Below are 23,056 nucleotides of genomic sequence, written 5' to 3' on the forward strand. Positions count from 1 at the left end.
CCGACCCCGCGCGGGCGGTCAGGCCGAGGCCGCCGTGGCCCCGCCGGTCTCCTGCTCGGCGGACGCCCTGCTCTGGGACTCCTCCACCTGCTCCACCCGGTCCTGGGTGGCCAGCCGGGTCAGCTCGGCACCTGCCTCGGCGTCCCGGGTGAGGTTCTCGCCGGTCTCCGGATCGAAGACGTGCACCTTGCGGCTGTCCAGCCAGAACTCCGCCTCGCGGCCCTCGCGGATCCGGCTGGTGGAGTCGATGGACACGATGGCCTGCGTGCGCAGCTCCTCGGCGTCCAGCTCGCGGGAGAGGTCGCGCAGCTGGTTGGTGATCGCCTCCGGGGCCTCGTAGGGGATGTAGGCGTACTGCGAGTCACCCAGCCACTCGGTCACGTCGACCCGGGCGCGGAACGTCGAGCCGAGCGGGCGCTTGTGCTCCTCGACCAGGGACGCGTCCTCGAAGTACTCCGGGCGGATGCCGACCATCAGCAGGTCGTGGCCGCCGAGCTTGGACGCCCGGGACGCCTCGATCTCGATGTCGCCGAACGGGGTCTTCAGCCGGTTGCCCTCGGGCGTGGCCGGCAGGAAGTTCATCGGCGGCGAGCCGATGAAGCCCGCGACGAACAGGTTGACCGGCTGCTCGTAGAGCTCCCGCGGGCTGGCGACCTGCTGGATCTTGCCCTTGCGCAGGACGCAGACCCGGTCGCCCAGCGTCATGGCCTCGGTCTGGTCGTGCGTGACGTAGACCGTGGTGATGCCCAGCCGGCGCTGGAGCCGGGAGATCTCGGTGCGCATCTGTCCGCGCAGCTTGGCGTCGAGGTTGGACAGCGGCTCGTCGAAGAGGAAGGCCTCGGCCTGCCGGACGATCGCGCGGCCCATCGCGACGCGCTGGCGCTGGCCACCGGAGAGGTTGGCCGGCTTGCGCTCGAGGTGGTCCTTGAGCTCCAGGACGTCGGAGGCCTCGGTGACGCGACGCCGGACCTCGTCGTCGGGCATCTTGGCCAGCCGCAGCGGGAAGGCGATGTTCTCGTACACCGTCATGTGCGGGTACAGCGCGTAGTTCTGGAAGACCATCGACAGGTTGCGGTCCCGGGGAGCGAGGTCGTTGACCCGCTTGCCGCCGATGATCATCTCGCCGCTGGTGATGTCCTCCAGGCCGACGATCATCCGGAGCAGCGTCGACTTCCCGCAGCCGGAGGGGCCGACCAGGATCATGAACTCGCCGTCGGCGATGTCCAGGCTGACGTCGTTCACCGCCGGGAACCCGTCGCCGTACTGCTTGACGATGTTCTTCATCTCGATGGAGGCCATCAGAGCTCGTCCCCTCGGTGGGATGCGGGTCGTGAGATCGGGAACTGGTGCGCGGTCACGGCCATCAGCCCTTCACCGCGCCGTTGGTGAGGCCGGCGACGATGCGCCGCTGGAACAGCAGGACCAGGACGACGACCGGGATCGTGACGATCACGGCGGCCGCCGAGATGGCGCCGGTCGGCTCCTCGAACTGCGAGGCACCGGTGAACAGACCCAGCGCCGCCGGGACCGGCCGCGCCGCCTCGGTGGAGGTCAGCGAGATGCCGTAGATGAAGTCGTTCCAGGCGATGAAGAAGGCGATGATCGCGGTGGTGAACACGCCGGGTGCGGCGAGCGGGACGATCACCTTGCGGAACGCCTGCCACGTGGTCGCACCGTCGACCTGGGCTGCCTGCTCCATCTCCCAGGGGATCTCCCGGAAGAACGCCGACATGGTCCAGATCGAGATCGGGAGCGTCAGCGAGAGGTAGGGGATGATCAGGCCCGGCCAGGTGTCGTAGAGACCGATGTTGCGCCACAGGTTGAACAGCGGCGTGACGATCGAGATGACCGGGAAGATCGCCACGACCAGCGCCGTGGACAGGATCAGCGTCTTGCCCGGGAAGTCCAGCCGGGCGATCGCGTAGGCCGCGAACATCGCGAGCAGGCAGGAGATCGCCGTGGCGATCAGGCAGATGCCGAAGGAGTTCCTGAGCGCCGGCAGGAACAGGTCGCTGGCGCTGCCGGTGAAGATCAACTCGTAGTTCTCCCAGCTGAGCGCGCTCGGGAAGAAGCTCTGGTTGGACAGGTCGCTCGGCGCCTTGAACGACAGCGAGACGATCCAGGCGATCGGGAACAGGCAGTAGAAGATGATGACTGCGGCGGCAACGCCCCACAGGACTTTCTTCCTCGTGGACATGGGTCACTCCCCCCGCGCCTGGGCCAGGTCGACCTTGAAGAGCTTGATGAAGACGAACGCGATCAGCACCACGGCGAGGAACAGCAGCACCGACACCGCCGAGCCGAGCCCGATCTCCAGCCGCGCGATCGTCTGCCGGTAGGCCAGGAAGGACACCGACTCGGTGCCGTTGGCGCCGTTGGTCATGATGAAGATGCTGTCGAAGACGCGGAATGCGTCCAGCGTGCGGAACAGCAGGGCGACCATGATCGCCGCCTTCATGTTGGGGATCGTCACCCGCCACAGCCGCTGCCACCGTGTCGCGCCGTCGACCTTCGCCGCCTCCTGCAGCACCTCGGGGACCTGGGCCAGGCCCGCGAGCAACAGCAGCGAGATGAACGGGGTGGTCTTCCAGATCTCGGCCAGGCAGATGACCAGGAGCGCGGTCCAGCGGTCACCGAACCAGTCGGTGTCCGCAGCGACCCCCGGTATCCAGGCGAACGAGCTGTTCACGAACCCGGAGTTGATGTCGAAGGCGAACTGCCAGGCGAACGCCGACACCACGGTGATGACCGCGTACGGAATGAGGATCACCGCCCGCAGCACCGGCCGCAGCGCCCGCAGCGCCTTGACCATCACCAGGGCCAGCCCGAACCCGAGCACCAGCTCCACCGCCACCGTGACGGCGGTGATGAATGCGGTCACGCCGATGGACTGCCACCACAGGGTGTCGGTGAGGATGACCCAGTAGTTGTTGAGGCCGGTGAACGATCGGTTGTCCGGGTCGGTGAGCCGGTAGTCGAACAGCGACTCGTAGGTCGCCTGCGCGATGGGGTAGGCCGTCACCAGCAGCATGACCGCGAACGCCGGCCCGGCGAGCAGCCAGCCGAGCTTCCGCTCGCTGCGGGCGCGGTCGCTGATCCCGCCCTTCGGGGCGGAGACCGGTTCGGTCTTCTTCGTCGGGGGGAGCGTCGTGGTGCTCACAGCAGGTCCTCCTTCTCCAGGACCGCGTCGATGAGCTCGGTGGCTGCCTCACCCGTGCTGCCGGGCGTGACGCCCGACGGCGGGTGGTAGCTGCGCTGGATGCCGACCGAGATCTCGTTGTAGTACGGCGTCTGCGGACGGGGCGCCGCGATGTCCAGGGAGTCCCGGATGACCGGGGCCATCGGGAAGGCCTCCAGCACCTCCTCGTCGTCGTAGACCGCCTCGGAGGAGGCCGGGTTGCCGTTGGTCACGAAGTACTCGGCCTGGTTCTCGTCGGAGGTGATGCACTCCGCTGCCTCGTAGGCCAGTTCGGGGCTCTGGCTGAACGCCCCGACGCCGAGGTTGATGCCGCCGTAGGGGGGTGCGGCCTCGGTGTCCTCGTCGACCCTCGGGTAGATCGTGGCCGCGTAGTCGTCCGGGACCGAGGGGTCGAGGGTGCCTGCCTCGGCGGCACCGAGCGCCCGCGGGTAGACGAAGGGGTAGTTGACCTGGAAGCCGCCGTCGTCGCTCTCGAAGCCGGTCGCGGTGGAGTCCTCGGTCGAGGTCGAGAACGCCGCGCCTGCGGCGTCGGACTCGGCCACCATCTGCATGACCTCCGTGGCCCGCGTCGCGGCCTCCGAGGTGAGTCCGAGCTCGATCTGGGCGGGGTCCTCGGGCGAGGGATCGGTGATGATCTCGCCTCCCGCGGACTCGATGAGGGCGTTGAACCAGACGGTGAGGGACTCGGCGCGGGTGCCCTGGGCGCCGACGAGCTTGCCCTGGCCCTCCGCCGCCTCGACGATCTGGTCCCAGGTGACCGGCTGCGTCATGTCCAGCCCCGCGGCCTCGGCCACGGACTTCCGGTACCAGAGCAGCTGGGTGTTCGCCCAGAACGGGACGGCGACCAGTTCGTCGTCCCACGTCGACCCCTCGACGGCGCTCTGCACGACCCCTTCGGTCACCCGCTCCGCGACGTCGTCGGGCACCGGGGCCAGGAAGCCGGCTTGCGCGAACTCCGGGATGAACGGCGGGTCGAGGCTCATCAGGTCGATCGAGTCGTCGTTGGCGGCCAGCCGCCGGATGAGCTGCTCGCGCTGGGAGGCGGCATCGCGAGGGAGCAGCGCCGTCTCGATGGTGTAGCGGCCACCGGCCTCCTCGGTGCACCGGGCGGCGATCTCCGCCTGGCCCCCGGCATCCGGGTTGATGTACCAGGTCAACGTCGAGGCGCCGCCGCTGTCACCATCGCAGGCGGCGAGCGTGCCGGCCGTGACCAGGAGGGCTGCGGCGCCGGCGAGCCTCCGTCGGGGCTGCCGGCTCCTCCGTCGGAGCGGCGCCGGGGCGCGCCCCCGGGATCGGGAACGGCCTGGAGCGTTCGGCATCGGTCATCGCCTCCGTTGGCGCCTCACGAGCTGATCAAGAGCAGTGCTGGGAGCGTGGTGCAGGCCACTTTCGCTGTCAATTCGAACCGTCACCGTCTCGTGACCTGCTCCCCCGCGACGCCCTCATCAGCCCCGATGCCCCCGCGGATCCCGGCTCAGCGGCCGGTCGCGCGCTCGGCGATGACCGAGGGGGTGGTGACCTCCGCGGGCGTGCGCGGGAGGACGTTCGCCACGTAGGAGCGCACCGCCTCCGCCGTCCCGACGTCGCGGCCGGCCTGCTCCGAGAGCAGCCAGCGATGGGTGAGCACCTCGTGGAAGATCTCGGCCGGCGCCAGCCGGCCGGCCAGTTCCGGCGGGATGGCGGCCATCACGGTCTGGTAGACCTCGGCCAGCCAGCGGTGCGCCGCGACCGGCTCGGGCACCGGTCCCCCGGTGCGCTGCTCGAGCCAGGCCCGGTAGGCCCGGACGTCGTTGAGCAGCCGCTGTGCCTGCCGCTCCTGGACCTCCATGCCGGTCAGCCGGAAGAGTTCCCTCCGGTTGTGCCCGGGCTCGGATACCCGCGTCTCCACCCGCAGCCGGGAACCCTCGGGAGACGTCACGATCTCGATCTCACCGACGTCGAAGCCGAGCTCGTTGAGCCGCCGGAGCCGCTCCGCGACGCGGTACTGCTGCTCCTCCGGGGAGAAGGTCTCCTCCCGGGTGACCTCGTCCCAGAGGGAGGCGTAGCGCAGCGGCAGGCTGTCGGCGACCTCGATCGGGTCGATGTCGTCGGGCAGCAGACCGCCGAACCGGAGGTCGAGCAGCTCGGCACCGACGCGCTCCCGGGCCAGGTCGACGTCGTGGTTGCGCTGCCCCGGCGTCAGGCTCGGGTAGCGCTCCACGGTCTCGGCATCGACGAGGTAGGCGGCCAGCGTGCCGGCGTCCAGCCGGAACAGCGTGTTGGACAGCGAGCAGTCGCCCCAGAACACCCCCGCGAGGTGCAGCCGCACGAGCAGCACGACCATCGTGTCGAGCAGCTGCTCGGCGGAGTGGTCACCCGGCGGGCGCGAGAACAGCCAGCGGTAGGACATCGAGTACTCGAGGTACCGGGTCACCAGGATCGCCTGCTGGTCGCCGGGACGATCCACGCAGATGCCCAGCACGCTCACCGACGGGAGCCCCTCCTCCTCGAACCGGGCCAGCAGCGCGTACTCGTGCCGCGCCAGCCGTTCGGCGATCTCCTTGAGCGCGTAGACGTGCCCGCCCGCGGCCACGAACCGGACGACGTGCCGGGAGATGCCGCGCTGGGGCACCTCGAGCAGGAGCCGGTCGTCCCACTCCTCGAGCGGTCGGTCCCAGGGCAGGCTCAGCAGCTCGGCCGCCTCGTTGGCCGGGGGCCGGAAGAGGAAGCGCATGGCGAACTCCGTCGGTCGCAGCAAGCGTCGGGCGCCGTGCCCGCACGGCGCCCCGGGACGTCACCCTCCCACGGCACGCCGGGTGCCCGCAGCGCCGCGGGATCCTCAGTCGACGCCGGTCGGCGCGCCGTTCTCGCCCCGCCAGGACGCCAGCCGACCCGCCCGGCTGACCGCCCGCAGCCGCCGCTCGGCCTCCCGCCGGGAGCGTCGCGCGGAGACGATGAGCGCCTGGTCGCCGCGCATCAGGCGGGTCTCCTCGTCGGGCACGAACGGCCGGCCGTCCCGGACGATGAGCACCACGGCGGCGTCCTCCGGCAGCCGGAGCTCGGGCAGGTAGACACCGTGCAACCGGGAGCCCTCCTGGACGGTGAGCTGCAGCAGGTCGGCGTCGAGCTCGTCCAGCGGGGCGGACTCGACGTCGACGTCGCGCGGGATGGCCGGCGCCGCGATCCCCAGCCGGCGCGTCACGAGCGGCAGCAGCCCGCCCTGCACGACGGTGAACACGACCACGAGGACGAAGACGGTGTCGAAGATCATCGCCGCGTCGGGCACGTCCGCGGTCAGCGGGAAGGTGGCGATCACGATGGGCACGGCCCCGCGCAGCCCGGCCCACGAGACGAACGCCTGGTGCCTCAGCGGCCAGCGGAACCACACGAGGCTGGCGAAGACCGACAGCGGCCGGGCCACGAGCAGCAGCGCAGCCCCGACCAGCAGCGCCGGGAGCAGGGCGTCGGGCAGCCGGCTCGGCGACACGAGCAGCCCCAGCAGCACGAACAGGCCGATCTGGGCCAGCGACGCCGTCCCCTCGGCGAAGCCGATGCTGGCCGACCGGTGCGGCATGCGGACGTTGCCCAGGACGACGCCGCACAGGTAGACCGCCACGATCCCCGACGTGTGCGCGAGCGTGGCCGCGGAGTAGGCGAGGACGCAGATGGCCAGCGTGGCGAGCGGGTAGAGCCCGGCCACCGGGAGCGCGACCCGCCGCAGCAGCCAGGCACCCCCGAAACCGACGGCCAGGCCGACCAGCGCACCGCCGGTCAGCTCGAGGGCCACCTCGCCCAGGACGACGTACCAGGCGTGCGTCTCACCGCCGTTGAGCTGGGAGACCAGCGCAGCGGCCAGCAGGATGACCGGTGCGTCGTTGAGCCCGCTCTCCGCCTCGACGGCGGCGACCAGCCGGCGCGGCAGCGGCAGCCGGCGCAGCACCGCGAAGACCGCGGCGGCGTCGGTGGACCCGATGACGGCCGCGAGCAGCAGCGCGAAGCCCCACTCCACGTCCAGCAGCCAGACGGCGAACGAGGCGGTCACGACGACGCTGACGGCGACCCCGACGGTGGCGAGGGTGACCCCGGGCCCGAGCGCGCGGCGCAGGTCGTCCCACCGGGTGGTCAGCCCACCCTCGGCCAGGATGATCACCAGTGCCGCGATGCTCAGGTTCGCGGCCAGGTCGAAGTCCTCGAACTCGATGCCCAGGCCGCTCTCCCCCAGCCCCACGCCGAGGGCGAGGTAGAGCAGCAGGCTGGGCATGCCGAGCCGGTCGGCCAGGCGCAGGGCGATCGCGGCCACGAGCACCACGACGGCGCCGATGCCCAGCGCCAGCGTCACCGTCGTGCTCACCGGCCGCCGTCCCCCATGGCAGCAGTCTCCCGGACGCCCCGCGGAACCGGTTTGCCGCCTCGGGGAGAATGGGCGCGTGAGTTCCCCCTCGGCCACCGGCCCGTTCGCCGCGATGCCCCCGCAGGTCGACCTGCCGGCGCTGGAACAGCAGATCCTGCAGCGCTGGGAGGCCGACAAGGTCTTCGCGCGGACCATGGAACGCACCGCGGGGTCGCCGCAGTGGAACGTCTACGAGGGCCCGCCCACGGCCAACGGCCGCCCGGGCACCCACCACATCGAGGCGCGGGCGTTCAAGGACGTCTTCCCCCGCTTCAAGACCATGCAGGGCTGGCACGTCCCGCGCCGCGCCGGCTGGGACTGCCACGGCCTGCCGGTCGAGATCGCCGTCGAGCAGGAGCTCGGCTTCGCGGGCAAGCCCGACATCGAGCGCTACGGCATCGCCGAGTTCAACGCGAAGTGCCGGGAGTCGGTCGAGCGGCACGTCGACTCGTTCTCCGAGCTCACCCGCCGCATGGGCTACTGGGTCGACATGTCCACCGCCTACTGGACGATGGACACCAGCTACATCCAGAGCGTGTGGTGGTCGCTCAAGCAGATCTTCGAGAAGGGCCTGCTGGTCGAGGACCACCGCGTCGCCCCGTACTGCCCGCGCTGCGGCACCGGCCTCTCCGACCACGAGGTGGCCCAGGGGTACGAGTCGATCACCGACCCCTCGGTCTACGTGCGGCTGCCGGTCACCAGCGGCGAGTGGGCGGGGAAGGCCGACCTGCTGGTCTGGACGACGACGCCCTGGACGCTGCCCAGCAACACCGCCGTCGCCGTGCACCCGGACGTCACGTACGTGGTCGTGCGCACGCAGCACGCGGGCGCCGAGGCGACCGTCGTCGTCGCGGAGCCGCTGCTGGACGCCGTCCTCGACCCGGACGCGCCCCGCGAGGTGCTGGCCCGCACGACCGGTCGCGACTGGGAGCGGGTGCACTACCAGCGCCCCTTCGAGCTGGTCGAGTTCCCCGAGGGCCCCGATGGCCGCCCGGTGGAGGCCCACTACGTGGTGCTCGCCGACTACGTGACCACCGAGGACGGCACCGGCCTGGTGCACCAGTCGCCCGCGTTCGGCGCCGAGGACCTCGCGGTCTGCCGCGGCTACGGGCTGCCCGTCGTGGTGCCGATCGACGCCTCCGGCCACTTCCTGCCCGAGATCCCGCTGGTGGGCGGCCACTTCTTCAAGGCCGCCGACGCCGCCCTGGTCGAGGACCTGCAGGCCCGGGGAGTGCTGTGGCGCGAGCACCGGTTCGAGCACAGCTATCCGCACTGCTGGCGCTGCCACACGCCGCTGATGTACTACGCGCAGCCGTCCTGGTACATCCGGACCAGCCAGATCAAGGACCAGCTGCTCGCCGAGAACGAGAAGACGAACTGGTACCCCGACAGCATCAAGACCGGCCGCTACGGCGACTGGCTGAACAACAACGTCGACTGGGCGCTGTCCCGTGACCGGTACTGGGGCACTCCCCTGCCGATCTGGCGCAACGACGCCGACCCGGCCCGGATGGTCGCCGTCGGCTCGCTGGCCGAGCTCTCCGAGCTGACCGGCCGCGACCTGGCCGACCTCGACCCGCACCGGCCGTTCATCGACGACGTCACCTTCACGCTGCCCGGCGAGGAGGGCACCTACCGGCGGGTCCGGCAGGTCATCGACGCCTGGTACGACTCGGGGTCGATGCCGTTCGCCCAGTGGGGCGCGCCGCACCGCAACCAGGAGCAGTTCGAGGCCGCCTACCCGGCGCAGTTCATCTGCGAGGCGATCGACCAGACCCGCGGCTGGTTCTACACGCTGATGGCCGTCGGCACGCTGGTGTTCGAGCAGAGCTCCTACGAGAACGTGCTGTGCCTGGGCCACATCCTGGCCGAGGACGGCCGCAAGATGAGCAAGCACCTGGGCAACATCCTCGAGCCGATCCCGCTCATGGACCGGCACGGCGCCGACGCCGTGCGCTGGTTCATGCTGGCCGGCGGCTCGCCGTGGTCGGCCCGCCGCGTCGGCCACGAGACGCTGTCCGAGGTCGTCCGCAAGGTGCTGCTGACCTACTGGAACACCGCGAGCTTCTTCACCCTGTACGCCGAGGCCAACGGCTGGGATCCATCGGCGACGCCGGCGCCGGCGCGCGCCGAGCGCCCGCTGCTGGACCGCTGGGCGCTGGCCCGGCTGGCGGCGGTGACCCAGGAGGTCACCGACGCGATGGAGGACTTCGACACCCAGGGCGCCGGCCGGCTGCTGGCCGGCTTCGTCGACGACCTGTCGAACTGGTACGTCCGGCGCTCCCGGCGGCGCTTCTGGGAGGGCGACCCCGCCGCCCTCGCCACGCTGCACGAGGTGCTCGACGGGCTCACCCGGCTGATGGCGCCGTTCACGCCGTTCGTCACCGAGGAGGTCTGGAACCGCGCCGTCGTCCCGGGTCTCGTGGGGCCGGCGGCCGACCGCGCCGTCGACTCGGTGCACCTGGCCTCCTGGCCGACCGTCGACGAGGAGGCGCGGGACGACGCTCTCGTCGCCCAGGTCGACCTCGTCCGCCGGCTCGTGGAGCTCGGCCGCTCGGCGCGCACGTCGGCGAAGGTGCGCACCCGGCAGCCGCTGGCCCGCGCCCTGGTCGCGGCCCCCGCGTGGTCCACGCTCCCCCGTGACCTCGTCGCCGAGGTGGCCGACGAGCTCAACGTCGTGGAGCTCGCCGACATCTCGGCGACCGACGGGTCCCTGGTCGACGTCAGCCTCAAGGTGGACTTCCGTGCGGTCGGCCGCCGCCTCGGCAAGCAGGTGCAGGCGGTGGCCCAGGCCGTCGCCGCGGCCGACCCGGCCGAGCTCACCGCCGCCTACCGGGCCGGCACCGCGACCGTCGATGTCGACGGCGCGCCGGTCACGCTCGCCGAGGGCGACCTGATCGTCACCGAGACCCCGCGCGAGGGCTGGACCGTGGCCAGCGGCGGCGGGCTCACCGTGGCCCTGGACCTCACCCTCACCCCCGAGCTCGAGCGGGCCGGGCTGTTCCGCGAGGTCGTCCGGCTGGTGCAGGAGGCGCGCAAGAACGCCGGCCTGGAGGTCAGCGACCGGATCGAGCTCTCCTGGGTGGCCGAGGGCGCGGTCGCCGAGGCGCTCGAGGAGCACGCCGACCAGCTGGCCGCGGAGGTGCTCGCCGTGCGCGTGCAGGCCGGCGCCGGGAACGGCGGCGAGGGGATCGAGGGCCCCGAGGGCTCCCGGTTCTGGGTGGTCCGCGCGGGCTAGTTCTCCGAGGCCGTCCGCTTCGCGCGGACCCGGTCGGCGAGGGTCGCGTCCGGCCGGCAGGTGCCGCACGGGGTGAACCCGTCGGACTTGGCCTCGTCGACCGGGAGGGGGATCGTGTCCCGGCCGGCGAGGTGCCGGCACCTGGCGACGTGGTACCGCGGGTGCTCGTCGACGACCAGCACCTCGTCGGTCAGGTCGACGACGAGGAGCAGGTCGGTCACCTCGACCTCCTCGACCGGGGGCTCCCCCGCCTCCGCGGCCTGGCCGGCGGACGACGGGGCGCCGTCGCCGATGCCCGGTGTCGCCGTCGCCGCGGCGGCAGGAACGGCCGCGTCCTCGGCGTGCGTCCGGCCGACCACGGCGTGCCGGCCGGTGCCGGGCCCCTCCTCCGCGGACGGCGTCCGGGCGACGACAGCACCGGCCGGAGCCGATGTCGATGTCGAGCCGGACGCGTGCGCCGGCGCGGAAGCGGGCGCGGACGCGACGGCGGGCGCCGCGACGGGCGCGGACGCAGCCGCGGGCGCGGACGCAGCCGCGGGCGCGGACGCAGCCGCGGGCGCCGTGGGCGCGCTCATCCGCCGCCGGGCGAGGAACAGCAGGACGGCGGCGACGACGCACGCGCCGACGCACGCCCAGTAGAAGGTCGTGACCCCGGTGAGCACACCGGCCACGAACAGTCCCAGACCTCCGAGCACCAACAATCCGGCCGCGACGATCACGCCCAGGACTCTAGGGGCACCGCCCCGGCATCGCGCTCGCCGCGCTCACCGGACGCGACAGGGCCCCCGGACCGATGGTCCGAGGGCCCTGTCGTGGCCTGGGATCAGGCGGGGCTGTCGTCAGGCGGAGTGCTCTGCCTGACTCCGCGCCTCGCTCGTTCCTCGCTGCGATGCTCCCGGGGCTGTCGTCAGGCGGAAGCGTGCTGGTTCTGCCGCGCGTTCGTCGCCGGCTCCGCCGAGCCGCGGCTGTCGAGGTCGCGGAGGTGCGACTCGAGGTAGGAGCGCAGCCGGGTGCGGTACTCGCGCTCGAAGGTGCGCAGCTCCTCGATCTTGCGCTCGAGGCTGCTCCGCTTCTCCTCGAGGCTGCCCATCGCCTCGACGTGCCGGCGCTCGGCGTCCTGGTCGAGGGCCGCGGCCTTGGCCCGGGCCTCGCGCTCCAGGGTCTCCGCCCGGGTGCGCGCGTCGCCGATCATCGAGTCGGCGCGGTGCTTGGCCTCGGTGACCATCTGCTCGCTCTTGGTGCGAGCGTCGGTCATCAGCCGCTCGCTGTTGGTCTTCGCGCCGCTGAGCATCTGCTCGGCCTGCGTCTTGGCCTCGTTGACGTAGCGGTCGGCCGTCTCGGTGGCCAGGGCGAGCATCCGGGAGGCCCGGGCGCTGTCGTCCTGCTGCGGCTGCACCGGGGGCGCGGCCGCCACCGGGGCGGGCGCCGGGGCCGGGGCCTCGGGGCGCTCCTCGGCGCGGGCCTGGACGCGGCTGCCGGCGCCGGAGCGCAGCTCGTTGTTCTCCTCGATGAGGCGGGCCAGCTCGGCCTCCACCACGTCGAGGAAGGCGTCGACCTCGTCCTCGTCGTAGCCCCGCTTGCCGATGGGCGGCTTCTTGAAGACGACGTTGTGCACGTCGGCAGGCGTGAGTGGCATCAGGTCACCTTAGAGGTACGGCGGGACTGGAGGGCTGCGGACGGCTGGTGGAGGACCGCGTCGATCGTCCGGCCGTGCAGCCCGGGCATCGTCGAGGACATTAGCGCGCCAGACCGCCGACGATCCCACGGAGGATGACCACGCCGATGAGGACCACCATGAAACCGAGGTCCAGCCGGATGGTTCCCAGGTTCAGCGGCGGGATCACGCGGCGCACGGCCTTGAGCGGAGGGTCGGTGGTGCTGTAGACGAGCTCGAGGCCGGCCGCGACGACACCCGCGGGACGCCAGCTCCGGGCCAGCACCATCACCCAGTCGACCACGAACCGCGCGAAGAGCAGCACGAGGAAGACGGTCAGGACCACGTAGACGATCAACCAGAGAAGTGCCACGGTCCTCGTTCATCCAGGGCACGAGTCGTGCCGCCGTCATGGGGCGCGCGGGCGGGTGCCTGCGCGTGCCTCAGGACTGGTTGAAGAACCCGCCCTCGCGGATCCGCGCCTTGTCCTCGGCCGTCACGTCGACGTTCTGCGGGCTGAGCAGGAACACCTTCGCCGTGACGCGCTCGATACTACCGCGCAGCCCGAACGACAGGCCCGCGGCGAAGTCGACGAGCCGCTTCGCGTCGGCGTCGTCCATCTCGGTCAGGTTCATGATGACCGGCATCCCGTCGCGGAACCGCTCCCCGATCACGCGCGCCTCGTTGTAGGTGCGCGGGTGCAGGGTGGTGATCCGGTACGGCTGCGGCGCGGGCACGGGCGCCGGCTCGGGCACGACGTCGGCGACCGGCTCGCGGACGGCCAGGCCGGCAGCGCCGACGGGGCCGCTGCTCATGGCACTGATCCGGGAGCCACCGCCCCCGCCGACCGACGGCGCCAGCCCGAGAGGGCGGGCCGGGGCGACACGGCGGACGTTCAGCGGCTCCGGAGCGGCGCGCACCGGCGCCGGCTCCGCGGGCTCCTCGTCGGCGTACCCGGCCGGGTAGTCGCCGTCCGGGTAGTCGTCGTACCGGCCCTCGTCGTACCGCGAGTACCGGCGGTCCGCATCGGGATGGTCGGACTGCCGGGCGTCGTACCGGCCGTACCCGCGGGCGTCGTCGTCCTCGACGAGCCCCAGGTAGATCCCCATCCTCCGCATGGCTCCAGCCATCGGACCTCCCCCTCTGCCAGCGTGCTCAGCGTGCACGTTCGACGACCGTCGACGGGAGTCACTCCGGGGCTCCGGAGGCCCCTGGGACTGGTGTGACTCGTGTGTCTTGAGGGGAGATTAGGGGCCGGCTGCCGAACAGCGCGGTTCCGACACGCACGATCGTCGCGCCCGCAGCGACCGCCTCCTCGAGGTCCCCGCTCATGCCCGCGGAGAGCTCGACGGCCTCCGGGTGGTCGACCCGCACGCGAGCGGCCAGTTCGGCCAGGCGGGCGAACGCCGGACCGGGCTCCTCCCCGCGTGGCGCGACCGCCATGAGCCCGCGCAGCCGGATGCCGGGCAGGACCGCGACGTCGTCGGCCAGGCCGGGCACGTCCGCGGGAGCCGCTCCCCCGCGGCCGCCCAGCTCGCCCTCCGGGCCGCCGAGGTCCACCTGGAGCAGGACGTCCACCGGGCGCTGCGCGGCCTCTCCGGCCCGGCTCAGGGCCTGCGCGAGCGGTGTGCGGTCGACGGAGTGGACGACGGCACCCAGCCGCGCCACGGCGGCCGCCTTGTTCCGTTGGAGCTGGCCGATGAAGTGCCAGCGCAGCGGCAGGTCCGCGAGCTCGCCCGCCTTGCCGATCAGCTCCTGCGCCCGGTTCTCGCCGAAGTCGGCCTGGCCCAGCGCGGCCAGGGCCCGGACGTCCGCAGCCGGCCAGGTCTTGCTGACGGCGAGCAGCGCGACCGTCGCCGGATCCCGTCCGGCGGCGCGGGCGGCCGCCTCGATCCGGGCCCGCACGGCGCGGAGCCGCTGCTCGAGGCCGGTCATGCCGGATCGAGCCAGACCAGCCCGGCCTGCCGCCCGGTGACGCCGTCACGGCGGTGGGAGAACAGCTGCCGGTCCTCCACGGTGCACCGCGGGTCGTGCACGACCTCGGTCACGCCGGCGCGGGCCAGCGTCTCGGCCAGCCCGGTGCGCAGGTCGAGGCCCGGGGTGCCCCGCCGGGTGCGCACGGCAGCCGCCGGGGCGACGGCGGCGACCTCGGCCTGCATCGCCTCGGGCACCTCGTAGCAGGCGCCGCACACGGCCGGCCCCAGCAGCGCGGTGACGTGGCGGGCCCGGGCGCCCAGGCTGGCCATGGCCGAGAGGGTGGCGGGCAGCACCCCCCGCCGCACGCCCTCGCGACCGGCGTGCACCGCGGCGACCACCCCGGCCACCGGATCGGCGAGCAGCACGGGCACGCAGTCGGCCACGAGGACGCAGAGGACGAGGCCCGGCGTGGTGGTGACGACGGCGTCGGTCCCGGGTAGCGGCCCGTCCTGCGGGCCCTCCACGATCGCGACCTGCGTGCCGTGCACCTGGTCCATCCAGACCAGCCGGTCCTCGCCGACAGCGAGCTCGCGGGCCACGCGCGTCCGGTTGGCGGCGACCGCGGCGGGGTCGTCGCCGACATGGGTGCCGAGGTTGAAGGAGTCGTAGGGCGGCAACGAACGACCGCCCCGTCGGTCGGTGACGACCCGGCGGGGTCGCACCGACGACGAGGCGGTCGGTGGAGTACTCATCGGCTCGACCTTACGGCCGCGCCGACCTCCTGCTCGCGGAGCTACTGCTTCAGGAACTCGGGGATGTCCAGCTCTTCCTCGAAGTCCTCGTTCGACAGCGGCCGACGACCGTTGATCGCGCTCGGGATCGGCGGCAGCGGCGGCACGGTGATGCCGCCGCCCTGCGCCGGCGCCGGGCGGGCTGCCGGAGCCTGCGCCGGCGGAGCCGGCGCGAGCCGCTCGCCGGAGCCCTGCGGCGCCGGAGCGGTGACCGGGGCCATCGGGGTCATCGCGGGTCGGCGGTGCGGCGACAGCCCGCTGGGCACCGATCCGTTGGACTGGCTCCCGGGGACCGTGGCGGCCGCGCCGTCCTTGCGCACGTTGGGCTTGCCGCTGTCGAAGCCGGCGGCGATCACGGTCACCCGCACCTCGTCACCCAGGGCGTCGTCGATGACGGCGCCGAAGATGATGTTGGCGTCCGGGTGCGCGGCGTCGGAGACCAGCGACGCGGCCTCGTTGATCTCGAACAGTCCGAGGTCGGAGCCACCGGAGATCGACAGCAGGACGCCGTGGGCGCCCTCCATCGAGGCCTCCAGCAGCGGGCTGGCGATCGCCTGCTCGGCGGCGAGCAGCGCGCGGTTGTCACCGCGGGCGCTGCCGATGCCCATGAGCGCAGACCCGGCCCCCGACATCACCGACTTGACGTCGGCGAAGTCCAGGTTGATCAGGCCGGGCGTGGTGATCAGGTCCGTGATGCCCTGGACACCGGACAGCAGCACCTGGTCGGCGGTGCGGAAGGCGTCCATCACGCTGACGTTCCGGTCGCCGAGCTGGAGCAGCCGGTCGTTCGGGATCACGATGAGCGTGTCGCACTCGTTGCGCAGCTCCTCGATGCCCGACTCGGCCTGCACCGCGCGCCGCTTGCCCTCGAAGGCGAACGGGCGGGTGACCACACCGATGGTCAGCGCGCCGAGCTTGCGCGCGATCGACGCGACGACGGGTGCGCCACCGGTACCGGTGCCGCCGCCCTCGCCGGCCGTCACGAAGACCATGTCGGCCCCCTTGAGGACCTCCTCGATCTCCTCGCGGTGGTCCTCGGCGGCCTGCCGGCCCACGTCGGGCTGGGCGCCGGCGCCGAGACCTCGCGTGAGCTCGCGACCGACGTCGAGCTTGACGTCGGCGTCGCTCATCAGCAGGGCCTGGGCGTCGGTGTTGATCGCGATGAACTCGACCCCCTTGAGGCCGACTTCGATCATGCGATTGACCGCGTTCACCCCGCCGCCGCCGATGCCGACGACCTTGATGACCGCTAGATAGTTGTGCGGAGGTGTCATGCGGCGCTCCCCAACTGGACCCTCATCCTCAAGTTCAGCCTTACAGTTATGTCAACCAGGTCGACGTGGATGAAGCTAGGTGGGGGTCGAGAGCCGCTACAAGCACCCCGTCCGGCTCGGCGTGTCGGTAGGGCGGAACACGACCGACCACTCGCGACTCATCGATCACATGTGCACCACTGATCGTGACGACTCGCCCCCGATTCGTCTCATCCCGAGGTGCAGACTCCCGCCGATCCCAGGAATCACATCCGCGACATTTGTTTCTGCCGCCGGGCGTGTCGCGACGGTCGGCGTGTCGCCCCGGAGGGCCGGTCCCAGCCGTGCGGAGGCACCCGGCGACCGTCCGCTACGGCCCGGACCGGCTCAGCGCAGGACGACGGCCTCGGGGACGCTCAGGTCCAGCTCCGCGGCCGGCTCCAGGGCGCCCTCGGCGATCTCCTCGACCAGCGCGCCGAGGATCTCCGCCTTCTGCTCGGACGCCTCGGGACCACCCCACTGCACGAGCGTGCCGTCGGCGAGCGTCAGCGTGATCCGGTCGGCGTCCGGGGCGGCGGCGAGGGTCACCTGCTCGCGCAGCGCAGGAGGCAGCGCTCCGATGGCCGCGAGCGCCGCGGCGGTCGCGGCGTCGTCCGGACCGGGGTCGTCGACGGCCAGGGGGACGACCCCGGCGGGGGGCTCCCCCGTGACGGTGTCGAAGAGCACACCCCGCGCGTCCAGCAGGGAGCGGCGGCCCGGTTCGCCCACGACCGCCAGCGGCGTCCGCTCCACCAGCGTGATGACCACGCGGCTGGGCCAGCCGCGGCTGACCGTCACCGACTCGACCTGCGGGAGCTCCGCCACGGCCTCGCGGGCGGCGTCGACGTCGACCCGCAGCAACGGGGTGCCGTCCGCGATGCCTGCGGCCTCGCGCACCAGGTCGGTCGGCAGCGTGGTGGCCCCGTCGACCTGGACCGAGCGCACCGACAGCAGGGGGCCGGCCCAGAGCGCCCAGGCGAGCACACCCAGCACCAGGACGCCGGCAGCGGCCTGCACCGCGCGCCGCCGGCGGCCCGACGTCCCCCGGCGGCGGCGGTCGCGCAGCGGGGTGACCGGGGCGGTGCCGCGGCGCTCGGACGGCCGCCGCGGCGCGCCGCGGTCGCGGTCGCGGGTGGTCGTCCCCGTGCGGCTCACCGGGGTGCGCCCGTCGCGTCGCCCGCCCCGCCTTCCCCGTCCCGGTCGGCCGCACGGGCCGTCAGCGCCTGCAGCACCTCGGGGCCGACCATCGAGATGTCGCCGGCCCCCATCGTCATGACCAGGTCACCGGCCCGCGCCCGGTCCGCGAGCGCCGGGGCGGCCGCCGACCAGGACGGCTCGAAGAGCACCTGTCCGGCGGGCAGCGGAACGGCGTCCGCGACCATCGCGCCGGTCACGCCGGGCACCGGGTCCTCCCGCGCGCCGTAGACGTCCATGACGACGACCTCGTCCGCGAGGCCGAGTGCCTCGCCGAACCCGGCGGCGAACTCCCGCGTCCGGCTGTAGAGGTGCGGCTGGAAGGCCACGACGAGCCGCCCGTCCCCCGCGACCGCGCGCGCGGCCCGCAGCTGGGCGCGCACCTCGGTCGGGTGGTGGGCGTAGTCGTCGTAGACCCGCACGCCGTCGACGACGCCCTTCAGCTCGAACCGGCGGTGCACGCCGCCGAAGCGGCCCAGCCCGTCGATCAGCCCCTCCGCCGGCAGCCCGAGCTCCAGGCCCGTGAGCAGCGCCGCGGCGCTGTTGAGGGCCATGTGCTCGCCCGGCACGAGGATCCGCACCCGGCCGAGCTCGGCGCCGTCGAGCACCGCGGTGTAGCTGGTCGCGTCCCCCTCGACCCGCAGGTCGTCCAGGCGCAGGTCGGCGTCGGCGGAACGGCCGTAGGTCCGCAGCCGCGCCGGGCACGGCACGCCGCGCAGCCGGGCGGAGCCGGGGTCGTCGGCGCAGACGACGACGAAGCCGCCGGGGTCGACGGTCTGCAGGAAGCGCTCGAACGCCACCTCGACCGCGGCGAGGTCGCCGTAGTTGTCCAGGTGGTCGGCCTCGACGTTGGTGACGATCCCGGCGAACGGGGCCAGCAGCAGGAAGGAGCGGTCGCTCTCGTCGGCCTCGGCGACGAAGACGTCACCCTCGCCGGAGTGCGCGTTGCTGCCCGACTCGTTGAGGTCGCCGCCGATGGCGAAGGAGGGATCGACGCCGCAGGCCTGCACGGCGACGGTGAGCATCGAGGTCGTCGAGGTCTTGCCGTGGGTCCCCGCCACCGCCACGCTGCGCAGGCCCGCCATGACCGAGGCCAGCGCCACCGCCCGCGGCAGCACGCGCAGCCCGCGGGCCCGGGCCGCGGCGAGCTCGGGGTTGTCGTCCCGGATCGCGGTGGAGACGACGACGGTGTCGGCATCGCCCAGGTGGTCCTCGGCGTGGCCGACCTCGACCCGCGCACCCAGGGCGCGCAGGGCCAGCAGCGTCGGGGTGTCCCGGCGGTCGCTGCCGGAGACGCGCACGCCGCGGGCGAGCAGGATGCGGGCGATGCCGCTCATGCCGGCGCCGCCGATGCCCACGAAGTGCACCGCGCCCAGTTCCGGGGGCGAGGGCACGGGGCCCGTCCAGGCAGCGACGTCCGCGGCGCTCACGTGCCTGCTCCAGCCACGTCGAGCACGATCCCAGCCAGCCGCTCGTCGGCGTCGGGCGCCCCCGCCGCGGCCGCGTGCCGGGCGTACCCGGCGAGCGCGTCGGCGTCGGTGAGCAGCGGGACGAGGTGCTCGGCGATCCAGGCCGGGGTCAGCTCGGCATCCTCCACCAGCAGCCCTCCCCCGGCCTCGACCACCGGGAGGGCGTTGCGGCGCTGCTCCCCGTTGCCGATGGGCAGCGGGACGAAGGCGCCGGGCAGCCCGACGGCGGAGAGCTCCGCGACGGTCACCGCGCCGGACCGGCACAGGGCGAGGTCGGCGGCGGCGTAGGCGAGGTCCATGCGCTCCAGGTAGTCGACGACGACGTAGGGCGCCGCCCCGGCGGTGCGGCCGGGGGCGACGACATCGGTGTTCTTCGGACCGCGGGCGTGCAGCACCTGGATCCCGGCGGCGCCGAGCGCATCTGCGGCGCCCACGGCCGCCCGGTTGAGCGTGGCCGCGCCCTGCGAGCCGCCGAACACCAGCAGCGTGGGGCGGTCCGCGTCCAGCCCGAAGGCGACGCGCGCCTCGGCCCGCATCGCTGCCCGGTCCAGCGAGCTGATCGCGGTGCGCAGCGGCATGCCCACGTGCTCGCCGCGGTGCAGCGGCGTCCCCGGGGTCGTGACCGCCACCCGCGCCGCGAGCCGAGCGCCGATCCGGTTGGCCAGGCCCGGCAGCGCGTTCTGCTCGTGCACCACGACCGGCACCCCGGCCCGCCGCGCCGCCAGGTAGGCCGGCAGGGCCACGTATCCCCCGAAGCCCACGACGACGTCGGCGTGCAGCTCGTCGAGCAGGGCGCGCGTCTCGGCGACCGCGCGCCACACCCGCCCGGGCACCCGGAGCAGGTCGGGCGTCGGCTTCCGCGGCAGCGGCACGGGCGGGATCAGCCGCAGGTCGTAGCCGCGCGCCGGGACCAGCCGGGTCTCCATGCCGCGTTCGGTGCCGAGGCAGGTGATCCGCAGCCCGGTGCCGGCGGCCGGGGAGCGGCGCAGGGCGTCGGCGAGGGCGAGCATCGGCTCGATGTGCCCGCCGGTGCCCCCGCCGGCGAGGACGACCGAGAGCGGCCGGGACGTCAGAGCACTCACCGCTGTCCCCCGGGCCGGCGGGCCGGCGGCGGAGGGGTGCGCGCGGGGCGCTCGGCGGGGCGCTGCGAGCGGGCCGGTGCGCTGCGGGCGTGCACCAGGGTGCGGCCGCTGCCGACGACCCGGCTGCGGGCGTCCCGGTCCTCCGGACGGCGGCGCGGCCGGACGGGCTCGACGGCGGCCGCGGGCGCCGGCAGCAGGAGCCGCGAGATCCGCCCGCGGTCCCGGGAGCTCAGGGACTCCACCGCGGCCGGCTCGGTGCAGGCGAAGCGGGCGAGGAGACCGACGACCGCGAGGGTGAGGATGAGCGACGTGCCACCGGCGGAGATCAGCGGGAGGGTCACGCCGGTCACCGGGAGGAGACCGACCACGTAGCCCATGTTCATGGTGGCCTGGCCGACCAGCCACACGGTGATGGCGACGCAGGACAGCTGCACGAAGCGGTCGGCGGCCCGGCGGGCGATGCGGAAGCCGGCGTAGGCCAGCACCCCGTAGAGGGTGACGACGACGAGGCAGCCGAGGAAGCCCAGCTCCTCGCCGATGATCGCGAAGATGTAGTCCGACTCGGCCTCGGGGAGGATGTTCCACTTCATCGCGCTGTTGCCCAGGCCCACGCCCCACAGCCCGCCGCTGGCCAGCGCGTACATGCCGCGGATCGCCTGGAAGCCGCTGTCGGTCGGGTCGGCGAACGGGTCCATGAACGAGGTGAGGCGGTCCCGGCGCTCGGCCGAGACGGTCACCACGACGGCCAGCAGGGCGGCGCCGCCGGCGGCCGCCAGGCCGAACCAGCGCAGCGGCATGCCGCCGGCCCAGAGCAGCCCGGTGAGCACCAGCCCCAGGCTCACGACCCCACCGAAGTCCGGCTCGGCGATGATCAGCAGCGAGAGGACGCCGAACACCGGCAGCACCGGCACCAGCAGCGAGGACGTCGTCAGGTAGCGCTCGCGCAGCGCGAGGACGTGCGCACCCCAGAGCGCGAACACGATCTTCGCCAGCTCGGAGGGCTGGAACAGCGTGAAGCCCAGGTCGATCCACTGCCGCGCGCCGTTGAGCCGCACGCCGATGCCGGGCACCAGCACCAGGAGCAGCAGGACGGCGACGACCACCAGGCCGATGGGCGACCAGCGGCGGATCAGCCCGATCGGCAGCCGCATCGTCACCAGCATCGCGCCGAGGCCCAGGCCCGCCCAGATCAGCTGCTGCACGCCGGGCGCCCAGGCGGGCTCGTCGGCCAGCGCGGCCTCGATCGAGGAGGCGGAGAACACCATGACCAGGCCGATGAGCAGCAGCAGGCCGGCCGAGCCCAGCACCAGGTGGCAGCTGGTCATCGGCCCGTCGAGCCAGGCCGGGCCCGACCAGCGCCGGACCGGCGCCCGCTCCTCGCGCGCGGCGCGGCCGGGACGAGGACGGGTCTGCGTCGTCGTCATGGCCTCAGCCCAGCGCCCGGACCGCGTCGGCGAAGGCCGTGCCCCGGTGGGCGTAGTCGCGGTAGACGTCCATGGACGCGGCCGCGGGGGCGAGCAGCACGGTGTCCCCGGGGCGCGCCAGGCCACGCGCGGCGGCCACCACGCGCGCCGTCGTCGCCTCGGCAGTCACACCCGTCCCATCCATCCCGCCATCGTCGCCGCTGGGGACCGTCACGACGGGGACCGCCGGGGCGTGTCGCGCCAGCGCTGCGGCGATCCGGTCCCGATCGCGGCCCAGCAGGACCACTCCGGCGAGCCTCGACGCCACGGCGGCGACCAGCGGATCGACGTCGGCGCCCTTGAGCAGCCCCCCGGCGATCCACACCACGCGCGGGTAGGAGGCCAGCGACGCCCCGGCCGCGTGCGGGTTGGTGGCCTTGCTGTCGTCGACCCAGTCCACCCCGTCGACGGTGGCGACCCGCACGTTGCGGTGGGCGCCGCCGCGGAAACCGGCCAGGCCCCGGCCGACGGCCTCGGCGGGGACGCCGGCGGCGCGGGCCAGCGCCGCGGCGACCAGCGCGTTGATCGTGTTGTGCGGCCCGGGTACCTGCAGCAGGCCGGCCTCGAGCAGCACCTCCCCCGCGGGTTCGGTGGCGAAGGCCCGGTCGACCAGATCCCCGGCGCGCACGCCGAGCTGGCCCGGCCCGGGCTCGCCGAGGGTGACCGTCACCGGGTGCGGGTGGGCGGCGGCCAGGGCGGCCGCCACCGGGTCGCCCGCGTCGGCGACGGCGACCGGCGTGCGCTCGAGGATCCGGGCCTTCGCGTCGCGGTAGGCGGCGAAGGAGCCGTGCCAGTCGGTGTGGTCGTCGGCGACGTTGAGCACCGCGGCGGCGGCCGGCGCGAGGGTCGAGGACCAGTGCAGCTGGAAGCTGGACAGCTCGACGGCGATCGCGTCGAAGGTCGGCGTCCCGTCGGGGTCGCGGGCGGTGACCACCTCGACCAGGGGCCGGCCGACGTTCCCCGCGGCCACGGCCCGGCGGCCGGCAGCGAGCAGGACCGCCTCCAGCATGGTGACCGTCGTCGTCTTGCCGTTGGTGCCGGTGACCGCCAGCCAGGGCGCGGGGACGCCGTCGGGGCCGGCGATCCGCAGCCGCCAGGCGAGCTCCGGCTCCCCCACCACCTCGACGCCGCGGCGGGCGGCGTCGGCGAGCAGGGGGTGGTCGGGACGCCAGCCCGGGGAGGTGACCACGAGGTCGGTGCCGTCGGGCACCGCCGACAGCTCGCCCAGCCAGGTCGCGCCGGCCGCGGTGAGTTCCGCGACCACCGGGCGCTCCTGGGCGTCACTGAGCGCCACGGTCGTGCCGAGGCCCAGGAGCACCCGCGCCGCGGCGACGCCGGAGACCCCGAGGCCCGCGACCAGGACCGTGGCATCCCGGAGATCGGTCACC

The 23,056-nt window shown here is 73.5% G+C and carries 19 protein-coding genes; 1 reads left to right on the forward strand and 18 read right to left on the reverse strand.

Annotated features, from left to right (window positions below):
• Window positions 1–18 precede the first annotated feature (18 nt).
• The 6 genes from CRP29_RS16830 to CRP29_RS16855 all read right to left on the reverse strand — a co-directional run bounded on the left by CRP29_RS16830 (window position 19) and on the right by CRP29_RS16855 (window position 7,529).
• Entirely contained in the window at window positions 19–1,299 is a 1,281-nt protein-coding gene (locus CRP29_RS16830) for an ABC transporter ATP-binding protein (RefSeq protein WP_097196211.1), read from the reverse strand.
• A 64-nt stretch (window positions 1,300–1,363) separates the two neighbouring features.
• Window positions 1,364–2,197 carry a carbohydrate ABC transporter permease gene (locus CRP29_RS16835; protein ID WP_097196212.1) on the reverse strand — a complete coding sequence of 278 codons (834 nt, stop codon included), beginning with the start codon at window positions 2,195–2,197 and terminating at the stop codon, window positions 1,364–1,366.
• A 3-nt stretch (window positions 2,198–2,200) separates the two neighbouring features.
• Window positions 2,201–3,160 (reverse strand): carbohydrate ABC transporter permease, encoded by a 960-nt coding sequence (locus CRP29_RS16840; RefSeq protein WP_097196213.1) that lies wholly within the window; start codon window positions 3,158–3,160, stop codon window positions 2,201–2,203.
• On the reverse strand, window positions 3,157–4,356 hold the full coding sequence (locus tag CRP29_RS16845; protein ID WP_245852932.1) for an extracellular solute-binding protein: 1,200 nt from the start codon (window positions 4,354–4,356) through the stop codon (window positions 3,157–3,159). The genes CRP29_RS16840 and CRP29_RS16845 overlap by 4 nt, the downstream gene beginning before the upstream one ends.
• A 317-nt stretch (window positions 4,357–4,673) precedes the next feature.
• Window positions 4,674–5,912 carry a DUF4032 domain-containing protein gene (locus tag CRP29_RS16850; RefSeq protein ID WP_097196215.1) on the reverse strand — a complete coding sequence of 413 codons (1,239 nt, stop codon included), beginning with the start codon at window positions 5,910–5,912 and terminating at the stop codon, window positions 4,674–4,676.
• Between the two features lie 105 nt (window positions 5,913–6,017).
• Window positions 6,018–7,529: a potassium/proton antiporter gene (locus CRP29_RS16855; RefSeq protein WP_097196216.1), complete on the reverse strand. Its 1,512-nt coding sequence runs from the start codon at window positions 7,527–7,529 to the stop codon at window positions 6,018–6,020.
• Window positions 7,530–7,605: 76 nt separating this feature from the next.
• On the opposite strand from CRP29_RS16855, the gene ileS reads away from it, so the two are divergent.
• Entirely contained in the window at window positions 7,606–10,806 is a 3,201-nt protein-coding gene (gene ileS, locus CRP29_RS16860) for an isoleucine--tRNA ligase (protein WP_217991636.1), read from the forward strand.
• On the opposite strand, the gene CRP29_RS16865 is transcribed toward ileS, so the two are convergent.
• From CRP29_RS16865 to murD, 12 genes are all read right to left on the reverse strand, one after another.
• The gene (locus tag CRP29_RS16865) at window positions 10,803–11,525 is read right to left on the reverse strand and encodes a hypothetical protein (RefSeq protein ID WP_141437158.1); all 723 of its coding nucleotides are present in this window, start codon (window positions 11,523–11,525) and stop codon (window positions 10,803–10,805) included. The genes ileS and CRP29_RS16865 overlap by 4 nt on opposite strands.
• Window positions 11,526–11,713: 188 nt before the next feature.
• Window positions 11,714–12,442: a DivIVA-like cell division protein Wag31 gene (wag31, locus tag CRP29_RS16870; protein ID WP_097196218.1), complete on the reverse strand. Its 729-nt coding sequence runs from the start codon at window positions 12,440–12,442 to the stop codon at window positions 11,714–11,716.
• Between the two features lie 100 nt (window positions 12,443–12,542).
• Entirely contained in the window at window positions 12,543–12,833 is a 291-nt protein-coding gene (locus CRP29_RS16875) for a YggT family protein (protein ID WP_097196219.1), read from the reverse strand.
• Window positions 12,834–12,903: 70 nt separating this feature from the next.
• Window positions 12,904–13,590 (reverse strand): cell division protein SepF, encoded by a 687-nt coding sequence (locus tag CRP29_RS16880; protein ID WP_097196220.1) that lies wholly within the window; start codon window positions 13,588–13,590, stop codon window positions 12,904–12,906.
• Between the two features lie 58 nt (window positions 13,591–13,648).
• Window positions 13,649–14,395 carry a YggS family pyridoxal phosphate-dependent enzyme gene (locus CRP29_RS16885; protein ID WP_097196221.1) on the reverse strand — a complete coding sequence of 249 codons (747 nt, stop codon included), beginning with the start codon at window positions 14,393–14,395 and terminating at the stop codon, window positions 13,649–13,651.
• The gene (gene pgeF, locus CRP29_RS16890) at window positions 14,392–15,129 is read right to left on the reverse strand and encodes a peptidoglycan editing factor PgeF (protein ID WP_176523016.1); all 738 of its coding nucleotides are present in this window, start codon (window positions 15,127–15,129) and stop codon (window positions 14,392–14,394) included. The genes CRP29_RS16885 and pgeF overlap by 4 nt, the downstream gene beginning before the upstream one ends.
• 41 nt (window positions 15,130–15,170) lie before the next feature.
• Window positions 15,171–16,442, reverse strand: a complete 1,272-nt coding sequence (gene ftsZ, locus CRP29_RS16895) for a cell division protein FtsZ (RefSeq protein WP_097196223.1) — start codon at window positions 16,440–16,442, stop codon at window positions 15,171–15,173.
• A gap of 366 nt (window positions 16,443–16,808) precedes the next feature.
• Complete coding sequence (locus tag CRP29_RS16900; protein ID WP_097196224.1) at window positions 16,809–17,615, reverse strand: cell division protein FtsQ/DivIB; 807 nt, start codon at window positions 17,613–17,615, stop codon at window positions 16,809–16,811.
• Window positions 17,612–19,084 (reverse strand): UDP-N-acetylmuramate--L-alanine ligase, encoded by a 1,473-nt coding sequence (gene murC / locus CRP29_RS16905; protein WP_097196225.1) that lies wholly within the window; start codon window positions 19,082–19,084, stop codon window positions 17,612–17,614. The genes CRP29_RS16900 and murC overlap by 4 nt, the downstream gene beginning before the upstream one ends.
• On the reverse strand, window positions 19,081–20,205 hold the full coding sequence (gene murG / locus CRP29_RS16910; protein WP_097196226.1) for an undecaprenyldiphospho-muramoylpentapeptide beta-N-acetylglucosaminyltransferase: 1,125 nt from the start codon (window positions 20,203–20,205) through the stop codon (window positions 19,081–19,083). Before murG ends, murC begins: the two co-directional genes overlap by 4 nt.
• Window positions 20,202–21,629, reverse strand: a complete 1,428-nt coding sequence (gene ftsW / locus CRP29_RS16915) for a putative lipid II flippase FtsW (protein ID WP_245852941.1) — start codon at window positions 21,627–21,629, stop codon at window positions 20,202–20,204. Before ftsW ends, murG begins: the two co-directional genes overlap by 4 nt.
• A gap of 4 nt (window positions 21,630–21,633) precedes the next feature.
• On the reverse strand, window positions 21,634–23,055 hold the full coding sequence (gene murD, locus CRP29_RS16920; protein WP_097196227.1) for a UDP-N-acetylmuramoyl-L-alanine--D-glutamate ligase: 1,422 nt from the start codon (window positions 23,053–23,055) through the stop codon (window positions 21,634–21,636).
• Between the last annotated feature and the right edge of the window lies 1 nt (window position 23,056).

It is taken from the genome of Blastococcus aggregatus (assembly GCF_900221005.1).
Lineage (GTDB): Bacteria > Actinomycetota > Actinomycetes > Mycobacteriales > Geodermatophilaceae > Blastococcus > Blastococcus aggregatus.